Origin of the sequence: Roseovarius sp. (assembly GCF_048262375.1) — a bacterium.
GTDB lineage: Bacteria > Pseudomonadota > Alphaproteobacteria > Rhodobacterales > Rhodobacteraceae > Roseovarius.
On record NZ_JBLXFE010000001.1, the window covers coordinates 91293 to 113792 of the forward strand.

The 22500-nt window shown below is 61.6% G+C and carries 23 protein-coding genes; 10 read left to right on the forward strand and 13 right to left on the reverse strand.

Annotation, left to right across the window (positions count from 1 at the left end):
- The first annotated feature begins 142 nt into the window (after positions 1 to 142).
- Entirely contained in the window at positions 143 to 832 is a 690-nt protein-coding gene (locus tag ACN0SW_RS00435; RefSeq protein WP_417726310.1) for a sugar transferase, read from the forward strand.
- On the opposite strand, the gene ACN0SW_RS00440 is transcribed toward ACN0SW_RS00435, so the two are convergent.
- The gene (locus ACN0SW_RS00440; protein ID WP_417725911.1) at positions 829 to 2004 is read right to left on the reverse strand and encodes a glycosyltransferase family 4 protein; all 1176 of its coding nucleotides are present in this window, start codon (positions 2002 to 2004) and stop codon (positions 829 to 831) included. The two genes, ACN0SW_RS00435 and ACN0SW_RS00440, sit on opposite strands and share 4 nt — an antisense overlap.
- Positions 2005 to 2212: 208 nt before the next feature.
- On the opposite strand from ACN0SW_RS00440, the gene ACN0SW_RS00445 reads away from it, so the two are divergent.
- From ACN0SW_RS00445 to ACN0SW_RS00465, 5 genes are read left to right on the forward strand one after another with little or no spacing between them, the layout of a single operon-like run.
- Entirely contained in the window at positions 2213 to 3607 is a 1395-nt protein-coding gene (locus ACN0SW_RS00445) for a hypothetical protein (RefSeq protein ID WP_417725912.1), read from the forward strand.
- Between the two features lie 10 nt (positions 3608 to 3617).
- The gene (locus ACN0SW_RS00450; protein ID WP_417725913.1) at positions 3618 to 4916 is read left to right on the forward strand and encodes a glycosyltransferase family 4 protein; all 1299 of its coding nucleotides are present in this window, start codon (positions 3618 to 3620) and stop codon (positions 4914 to 4916) included.
- Positions 4913 to 6910 (forward strand): acyltransferase family protein, encoded by a 1998-nt coding sequence (locus tag ACN0SW_RS00455; RefSeq protein ID WP_417725914.1) that lies wholly within the window; start codon positions 4913 to 4915, stop codon positions 6908 to 6910. The genes ACN0SW_RS00450 and ACN0SW_RS00455 overlap by 4 nt, the downstream gene beginning before the upstream one ends.
- The gene (locus ACN0SW_RS00460) at positions 6907 to 8484 is read left to right on the forward strand and encodes a GMC oxidoreductase (protein WP_417725915.1); all 1578 of its coding nucleotides are present in this window, start codon (positions 6907 to 6909) and stop codon (positions 8482 to 8484) included. Before ACN0SW_RS00455 ends, ACN0SW_RS00460 begins: the two co-directional genes overlap by 4 nt.
- Positions 8481 to 9251, forward strand: coding sequence for an SDR family oxidoreductase (locus ACN0SW_RS00465; protein WP_417725916.1), 771 nt, complete (start codon positions 8481 to 8483; stop codon positions 9249 to 9251). The genes ACN0SW_RS00460 and ACN0SW_RS00465 overlap by 4 nt, the downstream gene beginning before the upstream one ends.
- Here ACN0SW_RS00465 and ACN0SW_RS00470 read toward each other — a convergent pair.
- From ACN0SW_RS00470 to ACN0SW_RS00525, 12 genes are all read right to left on the reverse strand, one after another.
- Positions 9248 to 9859, reverse strand: a complete 612-nt coding sequence (locus ACN0SW_RS00470; RefSeq protein ID WP_417725917.1) for an extensin family protein — start codon at positions 9857 to 9859, stop codon at positions 9248 to 9250. The two genes, ACN0SW_RS00465 and ACN0SW_RS00470, sit on opposite strands and share 4 nt — an antisense overlap.
- Positions 9856 to 10773, reverse strand: a complete 918-nt coding sequence (locus ACN0SW_RS00475; RefSeq protein ID WP_417725918.1) for a prephenate/arogenate dehydrogenase family protein — start codon at positions 10771 to 10773, stop codon at positions 9856 to 9858. The genes ACN0SW_RS00470 and ACN0SW_RS00475 overlap by 4 nt, the downstream gene beginning before the upstream one ends.
- Positions 10773 to 11855: a histidinol-phosphate transaminase gene (gene hisC / locus ACN0SW_RS00480; protein ID WP_417725919.1), complete on the reverse strand. Its 1083-nt coding sequence runs from the start codon at positions 11853 to 11855 to the stop codon at positions 10773 to 10775. The genes ACN0SW_RS00475 and hisC overlap by 1 nt, the downstream gene beginning before the upstream one ends.
- A 116-nt stretch (positions 11856 to 11971) precedes the next feature.
- On the reverse strand, positions 11972 to 12592 hold the full coding sequence (rpsD, locus tag ACN0SW_RS00485; protein ID WP_417725920.1) for a 30S ribosomal protein S4: 621 nt from the start codon (positions 12590 to 12592) through the stop codon (positions 11972 to 11974).
- Between the two features lie 182 nt (positions 12593 to 12774).
- Positions 12775 to 13305 (reverse strand): peroxiredoxin, encoded by a 531-nt coding sequence (locus ACN0SW_RS00490; protein ID WP_417725921.1) that lies wholly within the window; start codon positions 13303 to 13305, stop codon positions 12775 to 12777.
- Positions 13306 to 13457: 152 nt separating this feature from the next.
- Entirely contained in the window at positions 13458 to 14522 is a 1065-nt protein-coding gene (locus tag ACN0SW_RS00495) for a Hint domain-containing protein (protein ID WP_417725922.1), read from the reverse strand.
- A gap of 99 nt (positions 14523 to 14621) precedes the next feature.
- Complete coding sequence (locus ACN0SW_RS00500) at positions 14622 to 15551, reverse strand: lipid A-modifier LpxR family protein (protein WP_417725923.1); 930 nt, start codon at positions 15549 to 15551, stop codon at positions 14622 to 14624.
- 118 nt (positions 15552 to 15669) lie between these two features.
- A complete protein-coding gene (locus ACN0SW_RS00505; RefSeq protein ID WP_417725924.1) occupies positions 15670 to 16254 on the reverse strand; it encodes a GNAT family N-acetyltransferase in 585 nt (194 codons plus the stop codon).
- Entirely contained in the window at positions 16251 to 16646 is a 396-nt protein-coding gene (locus tag ACN0SW_RS00510; RefSeq protein ID WP_417725925.1) for a ketosteroid isomerase-related protein, read from the reverse strand. Before ACN0SW_RS00510 ends, ACN0SW_RS00505 begins: the two co-directional genes overlap by 4 nt.
- Entirely contained in the window at positions 16643 to 17104 is a 462-nt protein-coding gene (locus tag ACN0SW_RS00515) for a low molecular weight phosphatase family protein (protein WP_417725926.1), read from the reverse strand. The genes ACN0SW_RS00510 and ACN0SW_RS00515 overlap by 4 nt, the downstream gene beginning before the upstream one ends.
- A 3-nt stretch (positions 17105 to 17107) precedes the next feature.
- Entirely contained in the window at positions 17108 to 17587 is a 480-nt protein-coding gene (locus ACN0SW_RS00520) for a UPF0262 family protein (RefSeq protein ID WP_417725927.1), read from the reverse strand.
- 32 nt (positions 17588 to 17619) lie between these two features.
- Positions 17620 to 17763 carry a hypothetical protein gene (locus tag ACN0SW_RS00525; RefSeq protein ID WP_417725928.1) on the reverse strand — a complete coding sequence of 48 codons (144 nt, stop codon included), beginning with the start codon at positions 17761 to 17763 and terminating at the stop codon, positions 17620 to 17622.
- Positions 17764 to 17859: 96 nt separating this feature from the next.
- Between ACN0SW_RS00525 and ACN0SW_RS00530 the strand changes: the two genes are divergently transcribed.
- Genes ACN0SW_RS00530 through ACN0SW_RS00545 form a run of 4 tightly spaced genes read left to right on the forward strand, consistent with a single transcriptional unit; the run spans position 17860 to position 22497 of the window.
- Positions 17860 to 18519, forward strand: a complete 660-nt coding sequence (locus tag ACN0SW_RS00530; RefSeq protein WP_417725929.1) for an ABC transporter ATP-binding protein — start codon at positions 17860 to 17862, stop codon at positions 18517 to 18519.
- On the forward strand, positions 18497 to 20149 hold the full coding sequence (locus tag ACN0SW_RS00535; protein WP_417725930.1) for a capsule biosynthesis protein: 1653 nt from the start codon (positions 18497 to 18499) through the stop codon (positions 20147 to 20149). The genes ACN0SW_RS00530 and ACN0SW_RS00535 overlap by 23 nt, the downstream gene beginning before the upstream one ends.
- A gap of 1 nt (position 20150) precedes the next feature.
- Complete coding sequence (kdsA, locus tag ACN0SW_RS00540; protein ID WP_417725931.1) at positions 20151 to 20984, forward strand: 3-deoxy-8-phosphooctulonate synthase; 834 nt, start codon at positions 20151 to 20153, stop codon at positions 20982 to 20984.
- A gap of 16 nt (positions 20985 to 21000) precedes the next feature.
- On the forward strand, positions 21001 to 22497 hold the full coding sequence (locus tag ACN0SW_RS00545; protein ID WP_417725932.1) for a phosphomannomutase/phosphoglucomutase: 1497 nt from the start codon (positions 21001 to 21003) through the stop codon (positions 22495 to 22497).
- The last annotated feature ends 3 nt before the right edge of the window (positions 22498 to 22500 follow it).

The window sequence follows — 22500 nt, forward strand, 5'->3', positions numbered from 1 at the left end:
GTACAAGTACAGCGCCATTTGCGCCACATTTTGGGCGCAATTGAGACGGGTTTGCCAAACAATCCGGCAAACATAAGGATAGCGTGTACATGTTCTGGCGTTTGAACGCTTAAACGGTTTTGTGATTTCGGGGAGTGCTGCCATGTCAATTCGAACAGTTTCGACGCTAACGCGTCAGGAGGACGCTAAATTCATTCAAAACCCTCCTGCTTTGTCGACGGGAACTAAAATTTATTCTTCTGTTTTTAAAAGATTTTCGGACATTTTGATCGTTATGGTTTCCGCTCCTGCGGTGCTTGTGATCGTTGCGATCTTGTCGTTGCTCATCGCCCGCGATGGTGCCTCGCCGTTTTACGCTCAGGACCGTGTTGGCAAAAATGGCCGCATCTTCCGCATGTGGAAATTGCGCAGCATGGTCGTTGACGCAGAAGATAAACTCGAAAGCTATCTTGCGGCCAATCCTGTGCGGCGTCTGGAATGGGACGAACGCCAGAAGCTGCGCCATGATCCCCGGATCACCCGGATCGGCCACCTCATCCGCAAGACATCGCTCGACGAATTGCCACAACTCTGGAATGTGTTGATCGGGGATATGTCAATCGTCGGGCCGCGCCCGATGATGCCGAGTCAAAAGGCGATTTATCCCGGACGGGCCTATTATGTGCTGCGCCCCGGTATTACCGGGTTTTGGCAGATTTCTGCGCGCAACGAGAGCAGTTTTGCAGAGCGGGCGCGCTTTGATACCAACTATCTGAACGAGCTGTCTTTCTGGGCGGATATTCGTGTCATGATCTGCACCGTGCGTGTTGTTCTCACCGGAACCGGCTGCTAACCCTTCCAAAGAGTTTCCCGCGCGCGCAGCATCTGTGCGCGCGTTGTCGTTCCCCAAACCCGCCAATTCAGGCGGGTTTCATATTCCTTGCGTGTCGTTTGACGCAGCACATCATAGGTTTCAGGGGCGTCTATATAGGCCATGATCAGGGCGGCAAAATCTTCTGCACGCATGTCAGGTGTCAGAGTGTGCCCATTAACCCCATCTCTGACCGGCACACCGCCCACCTCCAGACAGAGCGAGGGCAGCCCATGTGCCGAGGCCTCGCAAAACGCAAAGCCGTAGGATTCGAGCGAGGGCATAACCATGAAATGTGCCGTTCCCAGACAGTCGGTCAGCAAGGCGCTCTCTTCGGGAATGGATTTATCCAGATGGCCATGCACCGTGACATGCTCTGTTCGATGTGTTTCCGGTGGTATGCACCCGACAACTGTCAGTCGTACGTCATGCCCAGCTACGCGCAAACGCTGCATGGTTTCAAACGCCAGCGGCCCGCCTTTCGCCTCCCAGTCTCGCCCCAGCACCAAGAGTCGGATCGGCCCATGCCGGCGCAAGGCAACCGGGGCTGGCGGGCCGGGGTCCTCGATATTTGCACCCCATGGCACGATCAAAGAGTGTTCGGGCATCAGATCATACAGCCGATCCGCTTCGAATTTGAGCCAGGCGCTCGGCCACAACAGCAAGTCACAGCTTTGCAAGACCGCCCGCTCGGCCTTTTGAACCAAAGGATCGACCAGCCGGGACAATTTGAGATAAGAGCCAAAGGCCGCGCCGACTTCGGATTTCTTGTAAATGGTCGGCGTCGCATCCGAAGTGAACACCCGCAGCATCGGATACGGCAGGCGCAGGCCCACGAGCGAGTGAAAGCTGTATGCGCAAAACAACGCATCATATTGGCCCGCGCGCAGTTCTGCTTCGACACCTTTGGCAATCATCCGCGCCAACATCAAATGCGCCCGCCACCGCGCCCGAATGGTCAGCGCATCCGGCAAGGCTTCGATGAGATCTCGCGCGGGTTGCGCTGCATGCCAGCCAGAACTGAGGGCAGTCACCTCGCCCACATGCTCGCGCAATGTGGTCAGGAGCCTCAAATTCCCGCCGGAATAGCTATGATGATCCAGCGGATCCCGATCGCACAGATACGCAATTCGCAATGGCTGTGTTTGTGCCATACCGTGGCTATTTCCCTGTCCTTCAAACAATTGCCTGCAAACCGATGCATTGATGCAATCCGTTGCCGCAATCGCCCCCTATGGCATTGATTTTGTTGGAATGCAGCGACTTTACAGCATAGGATGTGAGCCAAAGCAAGCCACAAGGGCGTGGAAAGTCCTGCGGGCGCGGCTCGCGAAACCGACGAAACGAGGTGCCCGGCGGGTCATGCCAAATACTCTGGCCTATCTGATGCTCGCGGCCTGGCCGCTGATAACGCTGGCGATGTTCCGGCGTTGGCCGATTGAGCGCGCTCTGATCTGGTCACTCTTGGGGGCTTATATGTTCTTGCCGCCGCCGCCAGCCGCCTTCGATTTCCCGCTGATGCCGCCCCTGACCAAAGAGTCGCTCCCGAGCCTTGCCACTTTCGCGATCTGTTTGTTCTACACTGGCTGGCGCAGGTCCCTCTTGCCAAACAGCGTGTTGGCTCGCGTTCTCGTCCTGCTCTTCATCCTCAGCCCGGTTGCCACGGTTCTGAGCAATGGCGAGCCGGTGTTCTATGGCCGCATCGGCCTGCCCGCGCTCGGGCTCAAGGACATGGTGGCGCTGGTTCTTTTGCAATTCATCCTGCTCTTGCCTTTTCTTATGGCGCGTCAGCATCTTGCATCGCCTAAGGGGGTGCGCGAACTGGTCATGGCACTGATGGTGGGCGGTCTGATCTATTCCCTGCCGATGCTGCTTGAAGTGCGGCTTTCGCCACAGCTCAACATCTGGATCTATGGCTATTTCCAGCACAGTTTCGAGCAGATGATGCGCGCCGGTGGGTTCCGACCCATCGTCTTCATGTATCATGGCCTGTGGGTGGCCTTCTTTACCGTCATGGCGATGACCTGCACGATCGCCCTCGCGCGTGAGGCGGATGTTCGGCGGCGCGTGCTCTACCTGTTGGTGGCGCTCTATTTCGCCGTGGTGCTTGTGCTTTGCAAATCATTGGGCTCGCTGCTCTACGGGATTTATCTGGCGCCGCTTTCGCTTTTGTTGCCCACGCGCATTCAAATCCGCATCGCGGGGGTGATGGCGGTGTTGGCGATCAGCTACCCGGTGCTCAAGGGCGCGGGTCTCATCCCGGTGGACTGGTTGCTCGATCAGGCGGCCAGAGTCAGCCCCGAACGCGCCTATTCCCTGCGCTTTCGACTCGACAACGAAGATATCCTGATGGAGCGCGCGTTACAAAAGCCGTTCTTTGGCTGGGGCAGTTGGGGCCGCAACCATCTGCTCGATCCGATCACCGGTACGATCGAGACCGTGACCGATGGGCGCTGGATCATCCTCATCGGCATCTTTGGCTGGGTCGGCTACCTCGCTGAATTTGGCCTTATTGCGCTGCCCATCCTTATGCTCTGGGTCTATGCGCGCCGTCTGGGTGATGGCGCACATCTGCGCTTGATCGGCCCGGTGGTGCTGCTTCTTGCGATCAACCTGATCGACATGCTGCCCAATGCGACGCTCACACCGCTCACTTGGCTCTTTGCCGGGGCGGTTCTGGGGCTGGCCGAGGTCGCGCGTGCGCAAGGCCCCGTAATATCCCGCCGCCGTCCCTTGGGCTGGCGGCCGATCATGTGAGGCGCCTTTGATGACCCGGCCTCGTGTGCTGGCCATTGCTGAGGCCGCCAATCCCGAATGGGTCAGCGTGCCGCTGGTGGGCTGGTCGCTGGCCACCGCCCTGCGCGCCGTGGCAGATGTTCACATTGTCACGCAAATCCGTAACCGTGATGCATTCCTGCGCGCGGGTCTCATCGAAGGGCAGGATTTTACCGCCATTGATTCCGAGACACTGGCCCGCCCCCTCTGGGCTCTGGGCGAGCGGCTGCGCATGGGGCAGGGCCGGGGCTGGACCACCCTGCAAGCGATCAACGCCATCAGCTACCCTTGGTTCGAGCATCTGGTCTGGCAACGGTTTTGCGCGGACATCCGTGCTGGCCGCTATGACATCGTCCACCGCATCACCCCGCTCAGCCCGACGATTTCCTCGTCACTGGCGGGTAAATGCGCGCGCGCGGGCGTGCCTTTTGTCCTCGGCCCCCTCAATGGCGGCGTGCCATGGCCCGCAGGCTTTGACGCCGACCGGCGACGCGAGCGGGAATTCCTCAGCTACCTGCGCAGCGCTTACAAGGCCCTGCCGGGGCGCAGGTCCACCCTGCGTCATGCCTCGGCTATCTTGGTGGGCTCTCGCCATACGCAGAGCGAACTCTCCAGATTTGCGCAGGCCAAAACCGTTTATCTTCCCGAAAACGCCATCGACCCGGCGCGATTTTCGCGTATCGCGGCGCCGACGCAGGAGGGTCCCCTGCGCGCCGCCTTCGTCGGGCGGCTGGTGCCCTACAAAGGCCCCGACATGCTGATCGCGGCGGCAACGCCGCTCTTGCGTGCCGGGCGTCTGCATCTCGATCTCGTGGGCGAGGGGCCAATGATGACGGAGTTGCGCGCGCAGGTCGGGGCCTTGGGTGTCAGCGACCGGATCACCTTTCACGGCTGGCTCGAACATGCCCGCGTGCAGGATGTGCTGGCCACCTGTCACCTCTTTGCTTTTCCCTCGATCCGCGAATTTGGCGGCGGTGTGGTGCTCGAGGCGATGGCGTTGGGGGTGCCGCCGCTTATCGTCGATTACGCAGGCCCCGGCGAGTTGGTGGGCGAGGGACATGGCTACAAGGTGGCCTTGGGTCCGCGCGCAGAGATCATCGCTGGGTTTGGCGCAGCGCTCGACAGGCTGACAGGCGACCGGGCGGGGCTGGCGGCAACCGGGCAGGCGGGCCGCAATTGGGTGATGGAGCACGCCACTTGGGCCGCCAAAGCCCGGCAGGTCCGCATCGTCTATGACGCCGTGCTCGCGGCCCAATCCCCTCTGCCACAAGTGTTCGGGGCTACCGCATGAGCGCCGCGCCATACCGGCCCGAGATTGACGGGCTGCGCGCTATCGCGGTGCTGTCGGTTGTCCTTTACCATTTTGGCCTGCCGGGGTTGTCCGGCGGTTTCGTCGGCGTGGACATCTTTTTTGTGATTTCCGGCTTTCTCATTGGCGGCATCCTCTGGTCTGACCTCAAGGAAACTGGCCACCTCCGCCTCGCGCGGTTTTACCTGCGTCGCCTGCGCCGCCTCGCGCCTGCCTATTTTGCCATGACGGCGGTGACGCTCATCTTGGGCTGGTTGATCCTCTTGCCGTTCGAGTTTCGTGAATTCGGCAAGGCGCTGATTGCCTCTACGGTCTATCTCTCCAACATCTATTTCTACCGCGAGGCGGGGTATTTCGACGGGGTGTCCGAGGAAAAGCCGCTCTTGCACACGTGGTCGCTCGCGGTTGAGGAACAGTTCTACATCATTGTGCCCGTCCTCCTTTTGGTGCTGGCCCGGTGGCGTCCCTCAGTGCCGGTGATCCTCGCCGCTCTGGCCGCGCTCTCGCTGGCCGCGTGCCTCTGGCTCACAGCCCGCGCGCCCACGGCGACCTTTTACCTCTTTCCGTTTCGTGCATGGGAACTGCTGGCAGGTGTGCTTTTGGCCATTGCCGGGCAAGAGCGCGGGCTGCGCTACGCCCTGCACCCCTCACTGTCTTGGGGCGGTCTGGCGCTGATCCTTGCCGCGATTACCCTGATCCGCGCCGAGGGGTTCCCCGGCTGGCAGGCGCTTGTGCCGGTGGCGGGAACGGTGTTGATCTTGATGAATGGCCGCGATGCCAATTGGGTCAACCGCGCGCTGACCCATCCCGCTCCGGTCTTTATCGGGCTCATCTCCTATTCGCTCTACCTCTGGCACTGGCCGGTTTTCGTTCTGTCCTCCTATTGGCGTGATGGCTATTCCGGCCCGGTCGAGGGGGCCGCGTGGCTGACACTGGCCTTCGTGCTTTCCATCCTCTCATGGCTCTTTATCGAGCGTCCGGTGCGCCATATGCAGGGCGGCATCGGCGCAGTGGTCAGCGGTGCGGCTCTTGCCTCTGCAGCGTTTCTGGTCTTGGGCGCGGTGCTTTGGCGTGGGGATGGCTTGCCGGGCCGCTTTGCCCCTGAACTGCGCACTCATATTGCCGCCTCCGGTGATTTCAATCAGGACTGGTCACGCTGCACAACGCCCACCTCTGGCCCGCTTGCCGGGGTGGAAACCTGCCCCATCGGCCCCGAAGGCCCGCCCGAGGTTCTGATTTGGGGCGACAGCCATTTGCGCGCGGTAAAGGAAGGGCTGGAGGTCGCAGCCCATGCCGCCAACCGCCCTGCGCTGATCCTCTGGCACGCCGGATGCCCGCCGCTCTTTGGCGTGACCAAGACCGAGACAGCGGTCACCCCCGCGCAGGACGCCGCCTGCGCCCGCGCCAATCAGACGATCCGCGATGGGATCAGCCAAATGGACAGCGCGCAGACCCTCTTGCTCGTGGGGCGCTGGTCCTATTACGCCGAGGGGCGGGGGGTAGGGCTCGATGCCCACAACCGCATCTCCCTTGCACCACAAGCCGACAGCCTCTTGCCACAAGGCCCGCAACACACACTCTTTAACGCGGCACTCACCCGCAGCATTGCCGAGCTGGCACCGCAATTCCCCCACATCTTCATCCTGCGCCAACCGCCCGAGGTGCCCAATTACGATTCCCGCGCCGTGGCCCGCGCGCTCGTGCATGGCCGGATGCAGGCCGATGACATCACGCGCCTCACTGTGACCCGCACAAACGCCGAGACCCGTGCCGCCCGCGCCGAGGCTCCGCTCTTTGCGCTTGCCCAAACTGGCGCACTCCGCCTGATTGATCCTTGGCCCCGGCTCTGCGATGAGAGAACGTGCAGCGTGCTGCAGGACGGACAGGCCCTTTATTTCGACAACAACCACCTGACCAATCGCGCGGCCCTCGCCCTTGCCGATCTTTTCGCTCCCGTGTTTGAGGCCCCGCAGTGACCGCTGATATCCGCAACTCTCATTGGGACGTGATTGTCATCGGCACCGGCATGGGCGGCGGTCTCATCGGTCGCAGGCTGGCGGACATGGGGTTCAAGGTGCTCTTTGTCGAAAAGGGCCCTGGCGGCTATCGGTCAGAGCGCCAAGGTCTTAGCTCTGAAATGCTCGATCCCACGGCGCGCCAGATCCGGGGGTATTGGCCGGGACCGATCCGCGCGCGCATCAATGGCCGCGCCTCTGAATTCTTTGGACCCATTGGCGCGGGGGTGGGCGGCTCGTCGGTCTTTTACGCCGCCACGCTGGAGCGGCCCGAACGCCACGATCTCGAAGCGACCGAAACCCGCCCACATCCCACCGGTGGCTGGCCGATAGGCTTTGATGAGATGCGCGACTGGTATGATCAGGCAGAACGCTTGTTGCATATCTGCGGTGATCCTGATCCGCTCTCGCCCGAGCCTGCCCCGGTGCTTGCCTCTCCGCCACCGCTTTCGGGCGTGGACGGCGCGCTGATGCAGTCGCTCCGCGCGGCTGGCTTGCACCCTTACCGCCTGCATTCGGCTATCCGTTATCTGGAGGGCTGTCACGATTGCCTCGGCGTGAAATGCCCCAAACCCTGCAAGATGGATGGCCGCTCCGCCGGGGTGGAACCGGCCCTTGCCACCGGCAACGCAGCGCTGCTTGACGGCTGCGAGGTTCGCCGCCTCTGCGGCACATCCCAAACCATCACCCATATCGAGGTGACCCGCGCCGGGGAAAGCTTCCCGCTGAGGGCCCGCCAGATCGTGCTGGCCGCAGGCGCGCTTGGCTCACCCCGCCTACTGCTGGCCTCCGCCTCCGAGGTCTGGCCCAACGGTTGCGCCAATCAGAGCGGCCTCGTGGGCCGCAACCTCATGTTCCACATGAATGAGATTTTTGCGATCTGGCCACCGCGCGGCACGCCCCAAGCAGGCCCCGGTAAGGCCATCTCGTTGCGCGATTTCTACTATTACGACGGGCAGCGGTTTGGCACGGTGCAGGCCATGGGCATCGCGGCGGGCTATGGCGAGATTGTGCATACATTGAACGGCATGTTCGACCGCTCCGCCCTGCGCCACCTGCGCCCCTTGCGGCATTTCACCCGCCTGCCTGCGGCTATTGCCGCCCGCATCCTTGGGCGGGCGCAGGTCTTTGTCGGGCTGATGGAGGATTTGGGATACCCTGAGAATCGCGTCACATGGGACCCAAGCGCACCCGAGGCGATTGACATCGAATACACGCTCCACCCGGAACTCCTCAACCGTCGCCGCGCCTTTCGCCGGGCAATCCGACAGGGGCTGCAGGGGCATCGGCGGCTGTTTCTGACCCATACACCAGAGTTGAACTTTGGCCATCCTTGCGGCACGCTGCGTTTTGGCAGCGATCCCGCGACCAGCGTGCTTGACCCTGATTGCCGGGCCCATGGTATCGCAAATCTCTGCGTGGCGGATGCGTCCTTCATGCCTTCGTCCATGGGGGTTAATCCCAGCCTCACCATCGGCGCCAACGCGCTGCGCGTGGCCGAGGCCATCACCCGCAACAGAAAGGCAGAGACATGACGCTCGCAGACGGGATCGCGGTTGTCACCGGCGCAGGCGGCGGGCTGGGGCGGGCACTGGCGCTGGAACTTGCGGCGCGGGGCCGGCGCGTCGCCGCGATTGGCCGCGCCCCCGAAGGCATCGCCAAGACCGCCGCGATGGACAAGGCCGGGCGCATCACGCCGGTTCTGGCCGACGTGGCCGATCCACATGCCCTGCGCGATGCTTTTGCGCAGATCACCCGAACCGGCCCGGTTACGCTCCTGATCAATAATGCCGCCGTCTATCCCCGTCGCGATTTTCTTGAGGAAACACCCGAAAGCTTTGCCGAAACCGTGGCGATCAATCTGGGCGGCACCGTGACCTGCACCCGTCTGGCGCTGGAGGGCATGATCGAGACCGGATTGGGCCGCATCCTCAATGTCTCAACCTTTGCCGATATGGCCCCTTTGCCCGCCTCTTCGGCCTATGCGGTGTCCAAGGGGGCAGGGCGCATTCTCACCCGCGCGCTGATTGCGGATCTTGGAGACCGCTTTCCGGACATTGTCATCACCGATTGGATGCCCGGCATGCTGGCCACGCGGATGGGGGTGGCCGATGGGGTGGACCCTGCGCAGGCGGCCCGTTGGGGGGTGTCCCTTGCGCTCTGGCACGACCCCGCCCTGAACGGCGCAGTCTTTGAAATGTCACAAGAAATTCTGGCGCCGCGCGGCCTCAAGGGCCGGATCAAGGATAGGCTTCTGCTGCGTCGCCGGTCGCCGCGTTCGATCCCCGATCAGACGATCTAACGGCAGTATGGGCCGCCCCGATGCTGCGCCGTGTCGAAATGCAGATGGTCCTGATGGTGCCGGTCCGAATTTGGCCCCAGCACCGTGCCAAAGGGGCCGCAGGCCTCGCGATGCACCCGTTTGAGGATGCGCCCCTCATGGCCCCGGTCCCAATCCTTGAGCACCGAGATTTCAGACCCATTTTTCAACTGCAGCGCCGATATGTCGATGGCCTTGCCTCGACCATGTTCGGAAATCCGCGCACCGGGCTGGCTGTTGCGGGTGCGGCAGACGTAATGCGCGGGCACCCGCAGGCCTGACAGCCCGCCACCCAAGCGCCCGACCGCAGGCTTGGCGCTCCGGCCCACCCATTTTCCAAGCGCCCGTGCCGTTGGGCAATCCAGCGTCGCGGGCTGGCTCAATCGCACACCGTGCACGGCTTCAAGCCGCACGGCGCGCTCCACGCCACAGCCATTCACCTCGTGATGCTGAAACCCCGAAACAGACCCCACCAATGCGGGATCACCGCAGAGTCCGCCCCGCCGACTGACCTCATCTGTGTCATTGCGCCCACAGCCCGAGACGATCAGGCTCAGCCCCATCGCCATACCCAGAACCGTGCGCCTCATGCCTTCTTGACCCGGCCGAAATCCGGGGCTGCGGTATCCTGCCCGGCCTCGATGATGCCGCGCCGAATGGCGCGCGTGCGGGTGAAATAGGCATGCAGATGATCGCCGTCGCCAATGCGAATAGCGCGCTGCAGCGCAAACAGTTCCTCGGTAAAACGGCCCAGAATTTCCAATGTCGCTTGCCTGTTGTTGAGAAACACATCGCGCCACATCGTCGGATCAGAGGCGGCGATCCGGGTGAAATCGCGGAATCCCGCGGCGGAATACTTGATCACCTCGCTGTCGGTGACACGGCGCAGGTCATCGGCCACGCCGACCATCGTATAGGCGATCAGGTGCGGTGCGTGGCTGGTGACGGCCAGAACCAGATCATGATGCTCGGCGTCCATCTCGTCGGTATTCGATCCAAGCGCCTGCCAGAACTGCTCCAACCGCTCAACCGCCGCCCGATCGCTGCCCTCTTGCGGCACGATGAGACACCAGCGATTGTCAAAAAGCTCGGCAAAGCCTGATCGTGGCCCCGAATGCTCGGTCCCCGCCAGCGGATGCGCAGGCACGAAATGCACGTCTTGCGGAATAAGCGGTCCAACCGCTTCGATCACGGCCTTCTTGACCGATCCGACATCGCTGACCGTGGCCCCGGGTTTGAGCACGCCCGCGATCTCGGCGGCAACCGTGCCCATCGCACCCACCGGCACACAGAGCACCACCAGATCGGCACCCTCACAGGCCTCTGCCGCGCTGTCGCACACCCGGTCGCACAGTCCAATCTCGCGCGCCACATCCCGTGTCTCGGTTGAGCGCGCATAGCCCGTGACCTCTCCGGCCACGCCCGCGCGCTTCATCGCCCAGAACATTGAGCTTGCAATCAGGCCCAACCCAACAAGCGCCACCCGGTCATAGATCAACGCCATCAGCGGGTCCCCTTGAACTGTCCGATCACATGCGCCACCCGGCGGCAGGCGGATTCCTCGCCCACCGTGATCCGTAACCCTTGAGGAAAGCCATACCCCCCCACCCGGCGCACAATGATCCCATCGGCCCGGAGCGCCGCATCGCAGTCTGCGGCTTCCTCTTCCGAGGCGAACCGTGCCAGCACGAAATTGGCGTGGCTCTCGTCAACCGCGACACCCGCCTCGCGCAGCGCTTCGGTCAGCCAGGCGCGGTTGCGGATCGTGTCGCTCACCACCTTGGTCAGCCATTCCTGATCGCGTACCGCAGCTTCGGCCGTAACCAATTGGGTGGGCGATAGGTTGAAGGGCTGGCGAATACGGTTGAGAACCTCAATCATGTCGCTCTGTGCATAGCCCCAGCCGATCCGCAGCCCGCCCAGACCATAGGCCTTGGAAAAGGTCCGCGTCATGATGACATTCTCGCGCGCCTCGACCAATGCCACCCCGCCGTCATAGCCTTCGGCAAACTCTGTATAGGCACCGTCAAGGACCAAAATGGCTCTCTCAGGCATGCCGTCGGCCAAGCGGATCAGCTCTGCGTCGGGCAGGATCGTGCCCGTGGGATTGCCCGGATTGGCAATAAACACAATGCGCGTTCGCGGCGTACAGGCGCGCAGGATCGCGTCCACATCCACTTGTCGCTCACGTTCCGCCACACAGACCGGCGTGGCCCCCACCGCATGCGCAAGGATGGGATACATGGCAAAACCATGCTCGGTGTGGATCACCTCGTCACCGGCTCCGGCATAGGCCTGCGCCACAAACTGCAATATCTCGTCCGAGCCTACACCACAGATCACCCGCTCGGGGTCCAGCCCATGCACCTCGGCAATAGCAGACCGCAGATCGGCATGGTCGGTGCCGGGATAGCGGTGCAAGGTTGCCGCCGTGCGCGCAAACGCCACCTTGGTCTTATCCGAGGGCCCATAGGGGCTCTCATTCGCAGAGAGTTTCAATATCTCGGATTTGCCCGCGATCACGGCCTCGCCGCTCTTGTAGAGCGCGATTTCCATGATGCCCGGCTGTGGGGTGATCTTGGTCATGTCTTCCCTCGTCTGTCGCAAGAGGTTCTAGCTTTGGCGCCCCGGCTTGACCAGCACCAAAAGAAAAAGGCCGCGGCGGTTCCCCGTCGCGGCCTCTTCGCATTATGTCAGAACGATTAGTTCTGGGCGTAGAATTCGATCACGAGGTTCGGTTCCATCACCACCGGATAGGGCACGTCGGACAGGCCGGGCTGACGCACAAAGGTGGCTTTCATCTTGGAATGATCCGCTTCGATATAATCGGGAACGTCACGCTCGGCCAGTTGCACGGCTTCGAGCAGAACGGCGATTTGCTTGGACCGATCACGGACCTCGATCACGTCCCCCTCTTTCACACGGTAAGAGGGGATGTTCACGCGGTTGCCGTTCACGGTGACATGGCCGTGGTTCACGAACTGACGTGCGGCAAACATGGTGGCCACGAACTTGGCGCGGTACACAACCGCGTCGAGACGGCGCTCCAAGAGACCGATCAGGTTCTCGCCGGTGTCGCCCTTCACGCGCTCGGCCTCAGCATAGATGCGGCGGAACTGTTTTTCGGTCAGGTCGCCGTAATAGCCCTTCAGCTTCTGCTTGGCGCGCAGCTGAAGACCAAAGTCGGAAACCTTGCCCTTGCGGCGCTGACCGTGCTGGCCGGGGCCATATTCACGACGGTTGACGGGGGATTTGGGGCGGCCCCAGATGTTTTCACCCATCCGGCGGTCAATTTTGTACTTGGCAGACGTGCGTTTTGTCACGGCTGATCTCCTTCATCTATATCGAAGGGCGTTGTCCTCTGCGTCCCGGCACTCTCCGGTCGGCCGACAGGCTTCCCCTTGCAGGGTCCACCAACACCAATGAAGCCGCGCTTATACAGGCGCGTGTGGGGGTGTCAACAGGGCTGATTGCGGCGGGATGCGATCTTCCCCATCGTGTGGCCCTAGCCCTTTTGCCGGATATGCGTCAGCATGGTCTCGGCATCCGCGACCAAGAGCGGCACGCCGGGTGGATTGTCCCTCAACCCCGGCTCGGAAAACAGCGCGGTGATCACCCGGTCCTCCACCAGCATCGCATAGCGCCAGCTGCGCTTGCCCATGCCTTGGCTCGACCGATCCACCAGCATGCCCATCCCGGCAGCGAAATCGCCATTGCCATCGGGCAGCATCATCGTCTTTTCGATGCCGCGCGCCTTGCCCCACTGGAACATGACAAAGGCATCGTTGACCGAGGTGCAGATCACCCGGTCTATGCCTGCGGCGATGAAGTCATCGTGCAGACGCTCATAACCGGGCAGATGGCTTTCGGAACAGGCAGGGGTAAAGGCCCCGGGCAGGCCAAAGACAACCACGCGCTTGCCAGCAAAGATCTCCTCGGTGCTGACATCTTTCCATTCGAACGGGTTGTCACCCTCCAGCGCCGGGTTGCGCACGCGGGTGTGAAAAATGACATCGGGAACAGTTTTGGGGGTCACGTCTTGATCTCCGCTCCAGGCTCCAAAAGAACACGCATCGCCCGTCATAACCCATCCGCGCCAAAGGTAAAGAGGCCCGCAACCCGCAAACCAGCCCGCCCCCTCATCTGGCCCAAAATACCTCGGGGGTCCGGGGGCGGTGCCCCCGTTTCTCAGGCTGCCTCATGCGCCAGAATAGCGGCCTCGGATCCGTTCAGACAACGCCGGGCGTATCCACCATAGAGATGCGGTTCGTATTCCAGATTGGGGTTTAGTGCCAACAACCGTAGGCGATCCGCTTCGCTCAGCGTCGACAGCGCCGCGTTTGCCGGGTGAAAACTCTCGGTTTCGAGGCCGTTGGCCCAGACGATCTGATGATGCGGCAAGAGCAGGTGAATATAGGTCACCTCGCGCGATCCCAGATCGACCGACACCGTGTCCTTGTTGACCAGATCGCGCGCCATCACCAACACTTCGGGCGTGTTGAAAAGCGCGCGCGCCACATCGCCGCGCACCAGCAGGCGGTGTTCGGGACTGACCAGCAATTCGGCATCGGGCCGGTTGATGCCGAGCGCACCCGCCCGGAACCGGATCGGCCTGAGACGTGGCATCGCAAAGAGCCGCGCGCCGGTCATCCGGCGGCTGCCAATCCATTGAATCTCTTCGGCCCCGTTGTCGCGGGTCTGCACACAGTCGCCCTCGCGCAACTCTTCGACCAGACGCGGGCCCTCGGGGGTCTCGATCCGCGTGCCGGGGGTGAAACAGATGACGCCCCCAGAGGCCGGCCCTGTCGAGGCACTGCGCATCCCCTCAAGCGAGTGATGCACGACCCACATCTCGCGATCACGGGGCGGAATGTCATTGTGGAACATCAAAAGCGGCGGCGCGCCGTTGCCCACTTCGATGACGGTCACGGTAAAGCTGCGCGAGCCGTCAGTGACGACAAAGCCCAGATCCATCAACGGCTCATCCACGTCATGCAGGATCGGCTCGCGTGTGTTTTTCATCGCGGCGCCCACCAGACGCCGCACCATCCGTGCCGCACGTTTGCGGTTCACGGTTTCCCCATCCGCCATATCAAGCCGCAACAGCTCGTTCGGCCCATCGACACGCACGGCATCGCCCCGCCAGGACCATGTGTTCCCAACCGAAAGCGACTGCACAGGCGCAGCCGATACCCCATCCAATTCCGTTTGCGACCAGGAAATGACGAACGTGCCTCGAAAGCCCGTTCCCATAACTCTGACTGCCTGCCTCTTCGTTTTTTTATCGCGTTTTTTATAAACGTTAAGGTAGCAAAGCCGAATCAGTCTGAAAAGCCCCTGATTGTATTTTTGTCAGAACCGCAGCCGGAACTGCACAGCGCCCAGAAATTGCCCTTCGCGCTGCTCGTCGAATTCTTCGCTCAGCCATGTCAGCCCATAGAAGAGCGCAGCACCATTGCGGTTCTCCCAATGCAGGCCCGCGCGCACACGGGTGCGGTCCTCGCTCAAGGTGACACCGCTGCGCGCGGGCAGGTATTCGCTGGCATCGACATAGGCGACATCCGCCCCGAGCAGGAATGCCGTGCCCGCCCGCTCGGCCCGCACCACCCGATAGCGATGGCCGGTCACCGCGTCGCGCACCAGCAATTCGCCCTCTCCGATGCCGCCCAAGGTGATATCCGCCCCGGTGCGGATCAGATCCTCAACCCCCAGTCGGGCCTCGGCAAAGGGCCGGATGCGCACGCGGCCCAGCTTGAATTCGCGGCTGGCCTCGAACACGCCCGAGGGGCGAACCGCGTTGCTGATCTGATTGCGCTGCACCAGCCCGCCCACTTTGCGCCCTCCCAGAAACCCATGCAGAAAGTCCTGAAAGTCATCGAGCCGGGTTTGCGATCCGGTTACGATCAGATCCGCCCCAAGGGCGTAATCCACCTGCCGCTGCTGGAAATGCGTATGCAGCCCAAACCCAAGAGCGCCCACATAGGGCCGGTCGAGCGGCGCGGGACGGCTCAGGTTCTCGGGGGCGATCACCTCGCCGTGAAAACGAAATTCGAGAAGTTGCCCGATGCGCCCGGGCGCGTGGCCCTGCCATTCGGGACCCCAGACCCGGCTCGACGTGATAGAGCCGGTGCGCCAGCGATCGTTCGTGTCGCCCAGAACATCATTGGTAAAGAGCAGGCCATAACCCAGACGCTGCCGCCCTTCGGACTGCGCCAAGGCTGTCATTGTCATGCCGGCCAGACCCAGTATCGCCCCAAGGGCGACGACGAAAATACGTGTCATACGTCACGTCCCCATGTTGCGTCCCCCGGCCGGTCCTGATTAACAAACCCATTGGTTGAATAGCCAGTAAAACTTTTGCGTTCTAGCCAAGCGTGGCGCAAATTCCATGGCCGCCCTGTCAGAGCGCGCGCATCCAGACTTGCAGATCATGCGCGCTCTCACTTTGCGCCCCGGTTTCGCGCCAGTTGAATGTCGCCACCGCCCCGTCCAGTGGTTCGTACCCCCGCTTGCGCCAGAACCCATCTAGCGGCTGATAGCCTTCGGGCCGCGCCGGGTGGCCCTTGGGCCGTATCACCGAGCAGAACGCGGCATAGTCACGCCCCAGCTCCCGCGCCTGCGCCTCGCGCAGGTCGAAAAAGCGGTGACCAATGCCCCGCCCGCGATACGCGGGCAAAAGCACGCTTTCGGCGCAATAGAATATCCGGTCGAGCGCAAGGCCGCTCTCGGCGAATGCCGCGCCGAAATCGCCCGCATGATCCTCCATCGGTGCGCCGGTGGCCGCCCCGATCAGCCGCGCGCCGTCATAGGCACCCACCAGAATGGCATCGGCACTGTCGCGGTACACCTGCAGATAGCGCTCTTCATAGGCCGCATCGCCGTCATAGAGATAGGGATAGGCGCGAAATACCGCGATCCTGAGGCGCGCCACGTCGGGCAGGGCGGCGGCCAGCGCCGCCCCCGTCAGTCGCTCGACCCGGATCACGCCGAAACCTGTTTCACCCAATCCGCAAGGTTGTAATAGGTCACGACGCGGGTGATCAGCCCATCCTTGAGCGTAAAGAACGATCCGGCGGGCAGCACATAGGTCTGCCCCTTGGCCTCCGGCAGGCCCTCATCCGTCGCCAGATAGCTGCCGTTCACGACGAATTCCGCCGCCGCGCGGGTGCCGCCCTCGGCGTCAAAGATGACCATATCGGTCAACTCCTCACGGTAGCAGCGGCTCATGTGATCGCAAAAGGAGCGAAACAGCTCCTTGCCGACCCGCACCTGCCCCTCGTTCACATGATGGCGCACATCGTCGCTCAGACAGGCCAGCATACCGGGGGTATCGCCCCGATTGAAGGCATCGAAATAGGCTTTGACGGTCTCGTTCATAAATCCTCCCGGGGCGGTCCCCAACGGTCTTGCAAATGCCCGATGATCTGATCTCGGGTCTTACGATAGGCATCCAACCGCGCTTCGCGTTCCTGCGCCAGTCCGGTGGGGTCCATGATGGGCCAGTAAACGACATCGAGATGAAAAAAACGGGTCAGTTCCAATGCACGTCGCTGGCTCGCCGGGCTCAGCGCGACAACAAGATCAAACGATGATAGATCATCGCCCCATTGCTCCATCTCGTCGAAACTGCGGCTGCGGTGACGCTCCAGTTCCACCCCGATCTCGCGGCATACGGCGATACTGAAACCGTCGATCTCCATGTCATTCTTGACACCGACCGATTGTACATAAGTGTCAGTGCCATAGAACTTTTTCATTATCCCCTCGGCCATGGGCGAGCGGACAGCGTTGTGGTCGCAGCAAAACAGCACCGACTGCGGCAGCGGTTGCGGCATGTATCAGCCCCCGAAATGCAACACGCAGATCAGCGTAAACAGTCGCCGCGCGGTGTCATTGTCGATTTCGGCCTTGCCCTCCAGCCGCTCGGTCAGAACCCGCGCACCCTCATTGTGAATGCCGCGCCGGGCCATGTCGATGGTCTCGATCTGGCTGGGGGGCATGTTCTTGACCGCATCGAAATAACTCTCGCAGATCGACCAGTAATCTTTGACCACCTGCCGGAACGGGCTGAGCGACAGGTGAAATTCCGCCGCAGGCTCATTGGCTTCGGTGTGGATGTCGAACACCAGCCGTTTGTCGCGGATCGCCAAACCGAGACGGTACGGACCATCCGGAACCACCCGATCATCGCGTTGAGGCAGTGAAAAACTGTTGTCCTCAATAAGGTCATACATCGCCACCTTACGCTCCTGTTCGATCTCAGGCGTGGGGGGAGGCAGGTTGGCATCATCCAACTCGATATGGCAAATCCGGCTCATGGTTTTACTCGTGCTGCGTCTTTTTACCGTCCCTAGCGCAGCGTGGCGCGTTCGGCAATCACTGCGGCCCATTGCGGGGCGCTTCTGCGCACCACGTCACCCACCTGCCACGCTTGCCGGGAAATTGTCATGATTCTTGAGCTATTGATCACAATCTTGCCTTGTTGGCTTGGCATATTGTCTCCAAATCGGCGATAATATTAAAAATCAGGCTAAGCCGAGCTTAAGAGTTCCCGTTATAACCGGGAGAGCAGGTATACCGGGGCGATTGAATGCTCGAGTTCGAGAACGTCAGCAAGTCCTTTTGGACAGGCACGCAGCGCAAGGTCATTCTTGATCAGGTGTCATTTCGTGTCGAGCTTGGTCATAGCTTGGGCATCCTCGCCCCCAATGGCACCGGCAAGACGACGTTGATCAACATGATGGCGGGATTGGAAAAGCCTGACGATGGCGTGATCCGGCGCGGCTGCCGGATCTCATTCCCCTTGGGTTTTATGGGCGGGGTGCTCGGTCGTCTCTCGGCGCTCGACAATTCACGCTATATCGCGCGCCTCTACGGGCTGGACCCCGATTATATCGAAGCTTACTGTCGCTGGCTCTGTGGATTGGGCGAATATTTCGACCAGCCGCTCGGCACCTATTCCTCGGGCATGCGGGCGCGGTTCAGCTTTGCGCTGATGCTGGCGCTTGATTTCGACATGTATCTGATAGATGAGGGAATGCCGGGCTCTACCGATGTAGAGTTCAACCGCAAGGCGGGCGATATTCTCAAGGAACGGTTGCGCACCACCACGGTGATCATCGTGTCGCATGATCCCAAGGTGCTGGAAAAATTCGTCCGCTCAGCGGCTGTGCTGATGGGCGGCAAACTTTATATGTTCGACACCTTGGAAGAGGCAAAAGAGCTCTATGACTACGAAACCCAAGGCTAGAAAATTCCGCATCCGCCGCAGCCCGGCGCAGGCCACGCCGCTTGCAGCCACAGGCACGGACGCGGCGACGTCTGATGCGGTCTTGGCCGCTGCCGCCCCTGTCGGGGGCCATGCCATTCCCGTGCAAGAGGGACAGGTTGCCTCAGCGCGCGAAACCACGACCAGCCAGAATATCGACGATATCCGGCGCGAGGGGCTAACGGGACGTGAATTGCGTATGGCCCGGCGCTTGGCGCAGAAATACGGGCTCGCCCCCACTTCGGATTTCGACGCCGTGCGACTCTTGCGCGCGCGCGGCGTAGACCCGTTTCAGCGCGCCAATATCCTAGAACTGGTGGCCAGTGATGGCGGCACGCCGCCGCCGCCGCCCAACACACCCGGCATGGCCCCTGCCACGCCTCCCGATGGCCGTGTGCAACTGCCGCAAACCGTGCCCGCCGGACGCCAGACACTCCCCTCGACTGACATCAGCCCGGCCGACCGCCGCGCGCAGGAGATCATGGCGATCCAGCGCGACATTGCGCGCCGCCGCCGCCGCAAGCTGGTGCTGCTCTTCTCGCGGCTTGCAGCCTTCGTTTTGCTGCCGACCATCATTGTCAGCTATTATTTCTATGCCATCGCCACGCCGATGTATTCCACCAAATCCGCGTTCCTGATCCTGTCGGCGGATGGTGGTGGCAGCAGTGGGGGCGGTCTAGGCGGCCTCATTCCCAGCCAGTTCGCTACCGGGCAGGATGCCATCGCCACGCAGGAATATCTCGAATCCAAGGATGCCATGCTGCGCCTTGACGAGGAACTCGGCTTTCGCGCGCATTTCAGCCAGCCGTGGATCGACCCGCTCCAGCGGCTCGATGCGGATGCAAGCCATGAAGTTGCCTACAAACTTTACCGCAAATACGTCAAGCTTGGTTATGACCCAACCGAAGGCGTGATACGGATGGAGGTCTCAACTGCAGATCCGGCGGTCAGCGCCCAATTCTCGGAACGGCTGATCAAATACGCCGAGGAACGTGTTGACGAACTCAGCCGCCAGAAACGTAACGATGCCGTCAGCACGGCTGCGTCCAGCTTTGAACACGCCAAGGCCGATCGCCGCATCGCGCAACAAATGCTTGTCACCCTGCAAGAGGACAGCATCCTTGACCCCGAGGGCGAGATTGCCAGCATCCGCAACCTGATTGGCACTGTCGAACTGCAGCTTCAGGAAAAGGAACTGGCGCGCAATATCCAGATGAACAACGCGCGCCCCAACGCCGCCCGCGTCGAGGCGCTCGGGAGTGAAATCGAGATCCTCAGGACCGAACTCGACAAACAGAAGCGGCGCCTGACCGATGCCACCGCAGGCGAAAGCTCGCTCGCGTCCAAGACTGCGGCGATCCAGATGGCGCAGGCGGATCTCGCCACCGCCGATTTGGTGCTGCAATCCGCGCTTGAGGCAAAGCGCCAGTCCGAGATCGAGGCCAACAAACAGGTCCGCTACCTCACCGTCAGCGTGCGCCCACTGCCATCGCAGGATTCCTCCTATCCCCGCGCCTTCGAGAATACCGTACTGGCCTTCCTGATCTTTTCTGGTATCTACCTGATGATCTCGCTTACGGCGTCCATTCTGCGTGAACAGGTGTCTTCCTGATATGAAACATATTGATCTCAACGGGCTTGTGCTCGGCAATGACCAGCCCCTCACCTTCGTTGCCGGGCCTTGCCAGCTCGAATCCGCCGACCATGCTCAGATGATCGCTGGCACGCTCAAAGAGGCCTGCGCCGCTTTTGGTGCGGGGCTGATCTTCAAGGGCAGCTTTGACAAGGCCAACCGCACCTCGCTTTCGGGCAAGCGCGGCCTCGGGGTCGATGAGGGCCTCAAGGTGCTGCAATCGGTCAAGGATACGCTCGGACTGCCGGTGCTCACCGATATCCATACCGCCGATCAATGCGCCCCCGTGGCCGAGGTGGTCGATGTGCTGCAAATCCCGGCATTTCTTTGCCGCCAGACCGATCTTCTGATCGCCGCCGGTGAAACCGGTGCGGTGATCAATGTGAAAAAGGGCCAGTTTTTAGCGCCTTGGGACATGCCCAATGTAATCTCCAAGATCGAGAGCACCGGCAATACCCGCATTATGCTGACCGAACGTGGCACGTCCTTTGGGTATAACACTCTGGTTGCCGACATGCGCAGCCTGCCGCAGATGGCGGCGACCGGCTATCCTGTGGTGATGGACGCCACCCATTCCGTGCAACAACCGGGCGGGCGCGGCGGCTCGTCAGGCGGGCAGCGCGAATTCGCCCCCGTCATGGCCCGCGCGGCGGTGGCCTTGGGGGTCGCGTCGGTCTTCATTGAAACGCATGAAGATCCGGACAATGCCCCCTCCGATGGGCCCAATATGATTCCGCTGACCGAAATGGCGGCCCTCATCGACACGCTGATGCAGTTTGACCGGTTGGCCAAAGCCAATCCAATACATCTCTGAGCATTAAAGAGTTTTCATGACCAAACCCCTGCCGACTGTCACCCCCAATACTTGGGAATTTCTCCGGGACCCGATGATCGCCCCCACAGGGTTTCGCGAATATGACGCACGCTGGAAATATCCGGATCAGATCAATCTGCCGGGCATCACCGCGCTTGGCCTTGGTCTCGGCACGCAAATCCACGCGCGCGGCATCGAACCGGTGATCGCGGTCGGCAATGACTACCGCGACTATTCACTGTCGATCAAGAACGCCCTCATGCTCGGCCTCATGCAGGCAGGCATGACCGTCAAGGATATCGGCCCCTGCCTGTCCCCCATGGCCTATTTCTCGCAATTCCACCTTGATGTTCCCGCCGTCGCCATGGTCACGGCCTCGCACAACCCGAATGGCTGGACCGGGGTCAAGATGGGCTTTGAGCGCCCGCTCACGCATGGCCCCGACGAGATGTCGGAACTGCGCGACATCGTTCTTGAGGGGCGTGGTCAATCCCGGCCGGGCGGTGCGTATGAATTCGTCCCCGGCGTGCGCGAGGCCTACCTCAATGACCTCGTTGGCGATTTCAAGATGACCCGCAAACTGCGCGTTGTCTGCGCCACCGGTAACGGCACGGCCTCAGCCTTTGCGCCCGAACTTTTTGAGCGTCTCGGCGTCGAGGTGATCCCGTCGCACAATACGCTGGATTACACCTTTCCGCATTACAATCCCAACCCCGAGGCGCTGGAAATGCTGCACGACATGGCCGCGACTGTCCGCGCCACGGGCGCTGATTTCGCGCTTGGCTTTGACGGCGATGGCGACCGGTGCGGCGTCGTGGATGACGAGGGCGAGGAAATCTTTGCCGACAAGGTCGGTGTCATCATGGCGCGCGACCTCTCGAAACTCTATCCCAATTCCACCTTCGTGGCAGACGTGAAATCCACCGGGCTTTTCGCGTCAGATCCCGAACTGATCAAGAACGGCGTCACGGCGGATTACTGGAAAACCGGCCATTCCTATATGAAACGCCGGGTCAAGGAATTGGGAGCGCTCGCCGGCTTCGAGAAATCCGGCCATTACTTTCTCGCCCATCCCATTGGGCGCGGCTACGATTGCGGCATGCGGGTCGCGGTCGAGATTTGCAAGCTGATGGATCGTAATCCGGACATGTCCATGTCTGACCTGCGCCGCGCGCTCCCCATGACATACTCGACACCGAGCATGTCACCCTATTGCGCCGATACCGAAAAATATGCGGTGCTTGATCGCATCGTCGCTAAACTTGTGGCGCGCCATGCGGCGGGCGAACCGCTCGCCGGACGCGACATCAAAGAGGTCGTGACCGTCAATGGCGCCCGCGTCATCCTCGACAACGGCTCTTGGGGTCTGGTGCGCGCCTCGTCCAACACCCCGAACCTCGTTGTGGTCTGTGAGAGCAGCGACAGCGATGCCGAAATGCGCGCGATCTTCGCTGATCTCGATGCGGTGATCCGCACCGAACCTAGCGTAGGTGCCTACGACCAGACCATCTGAATC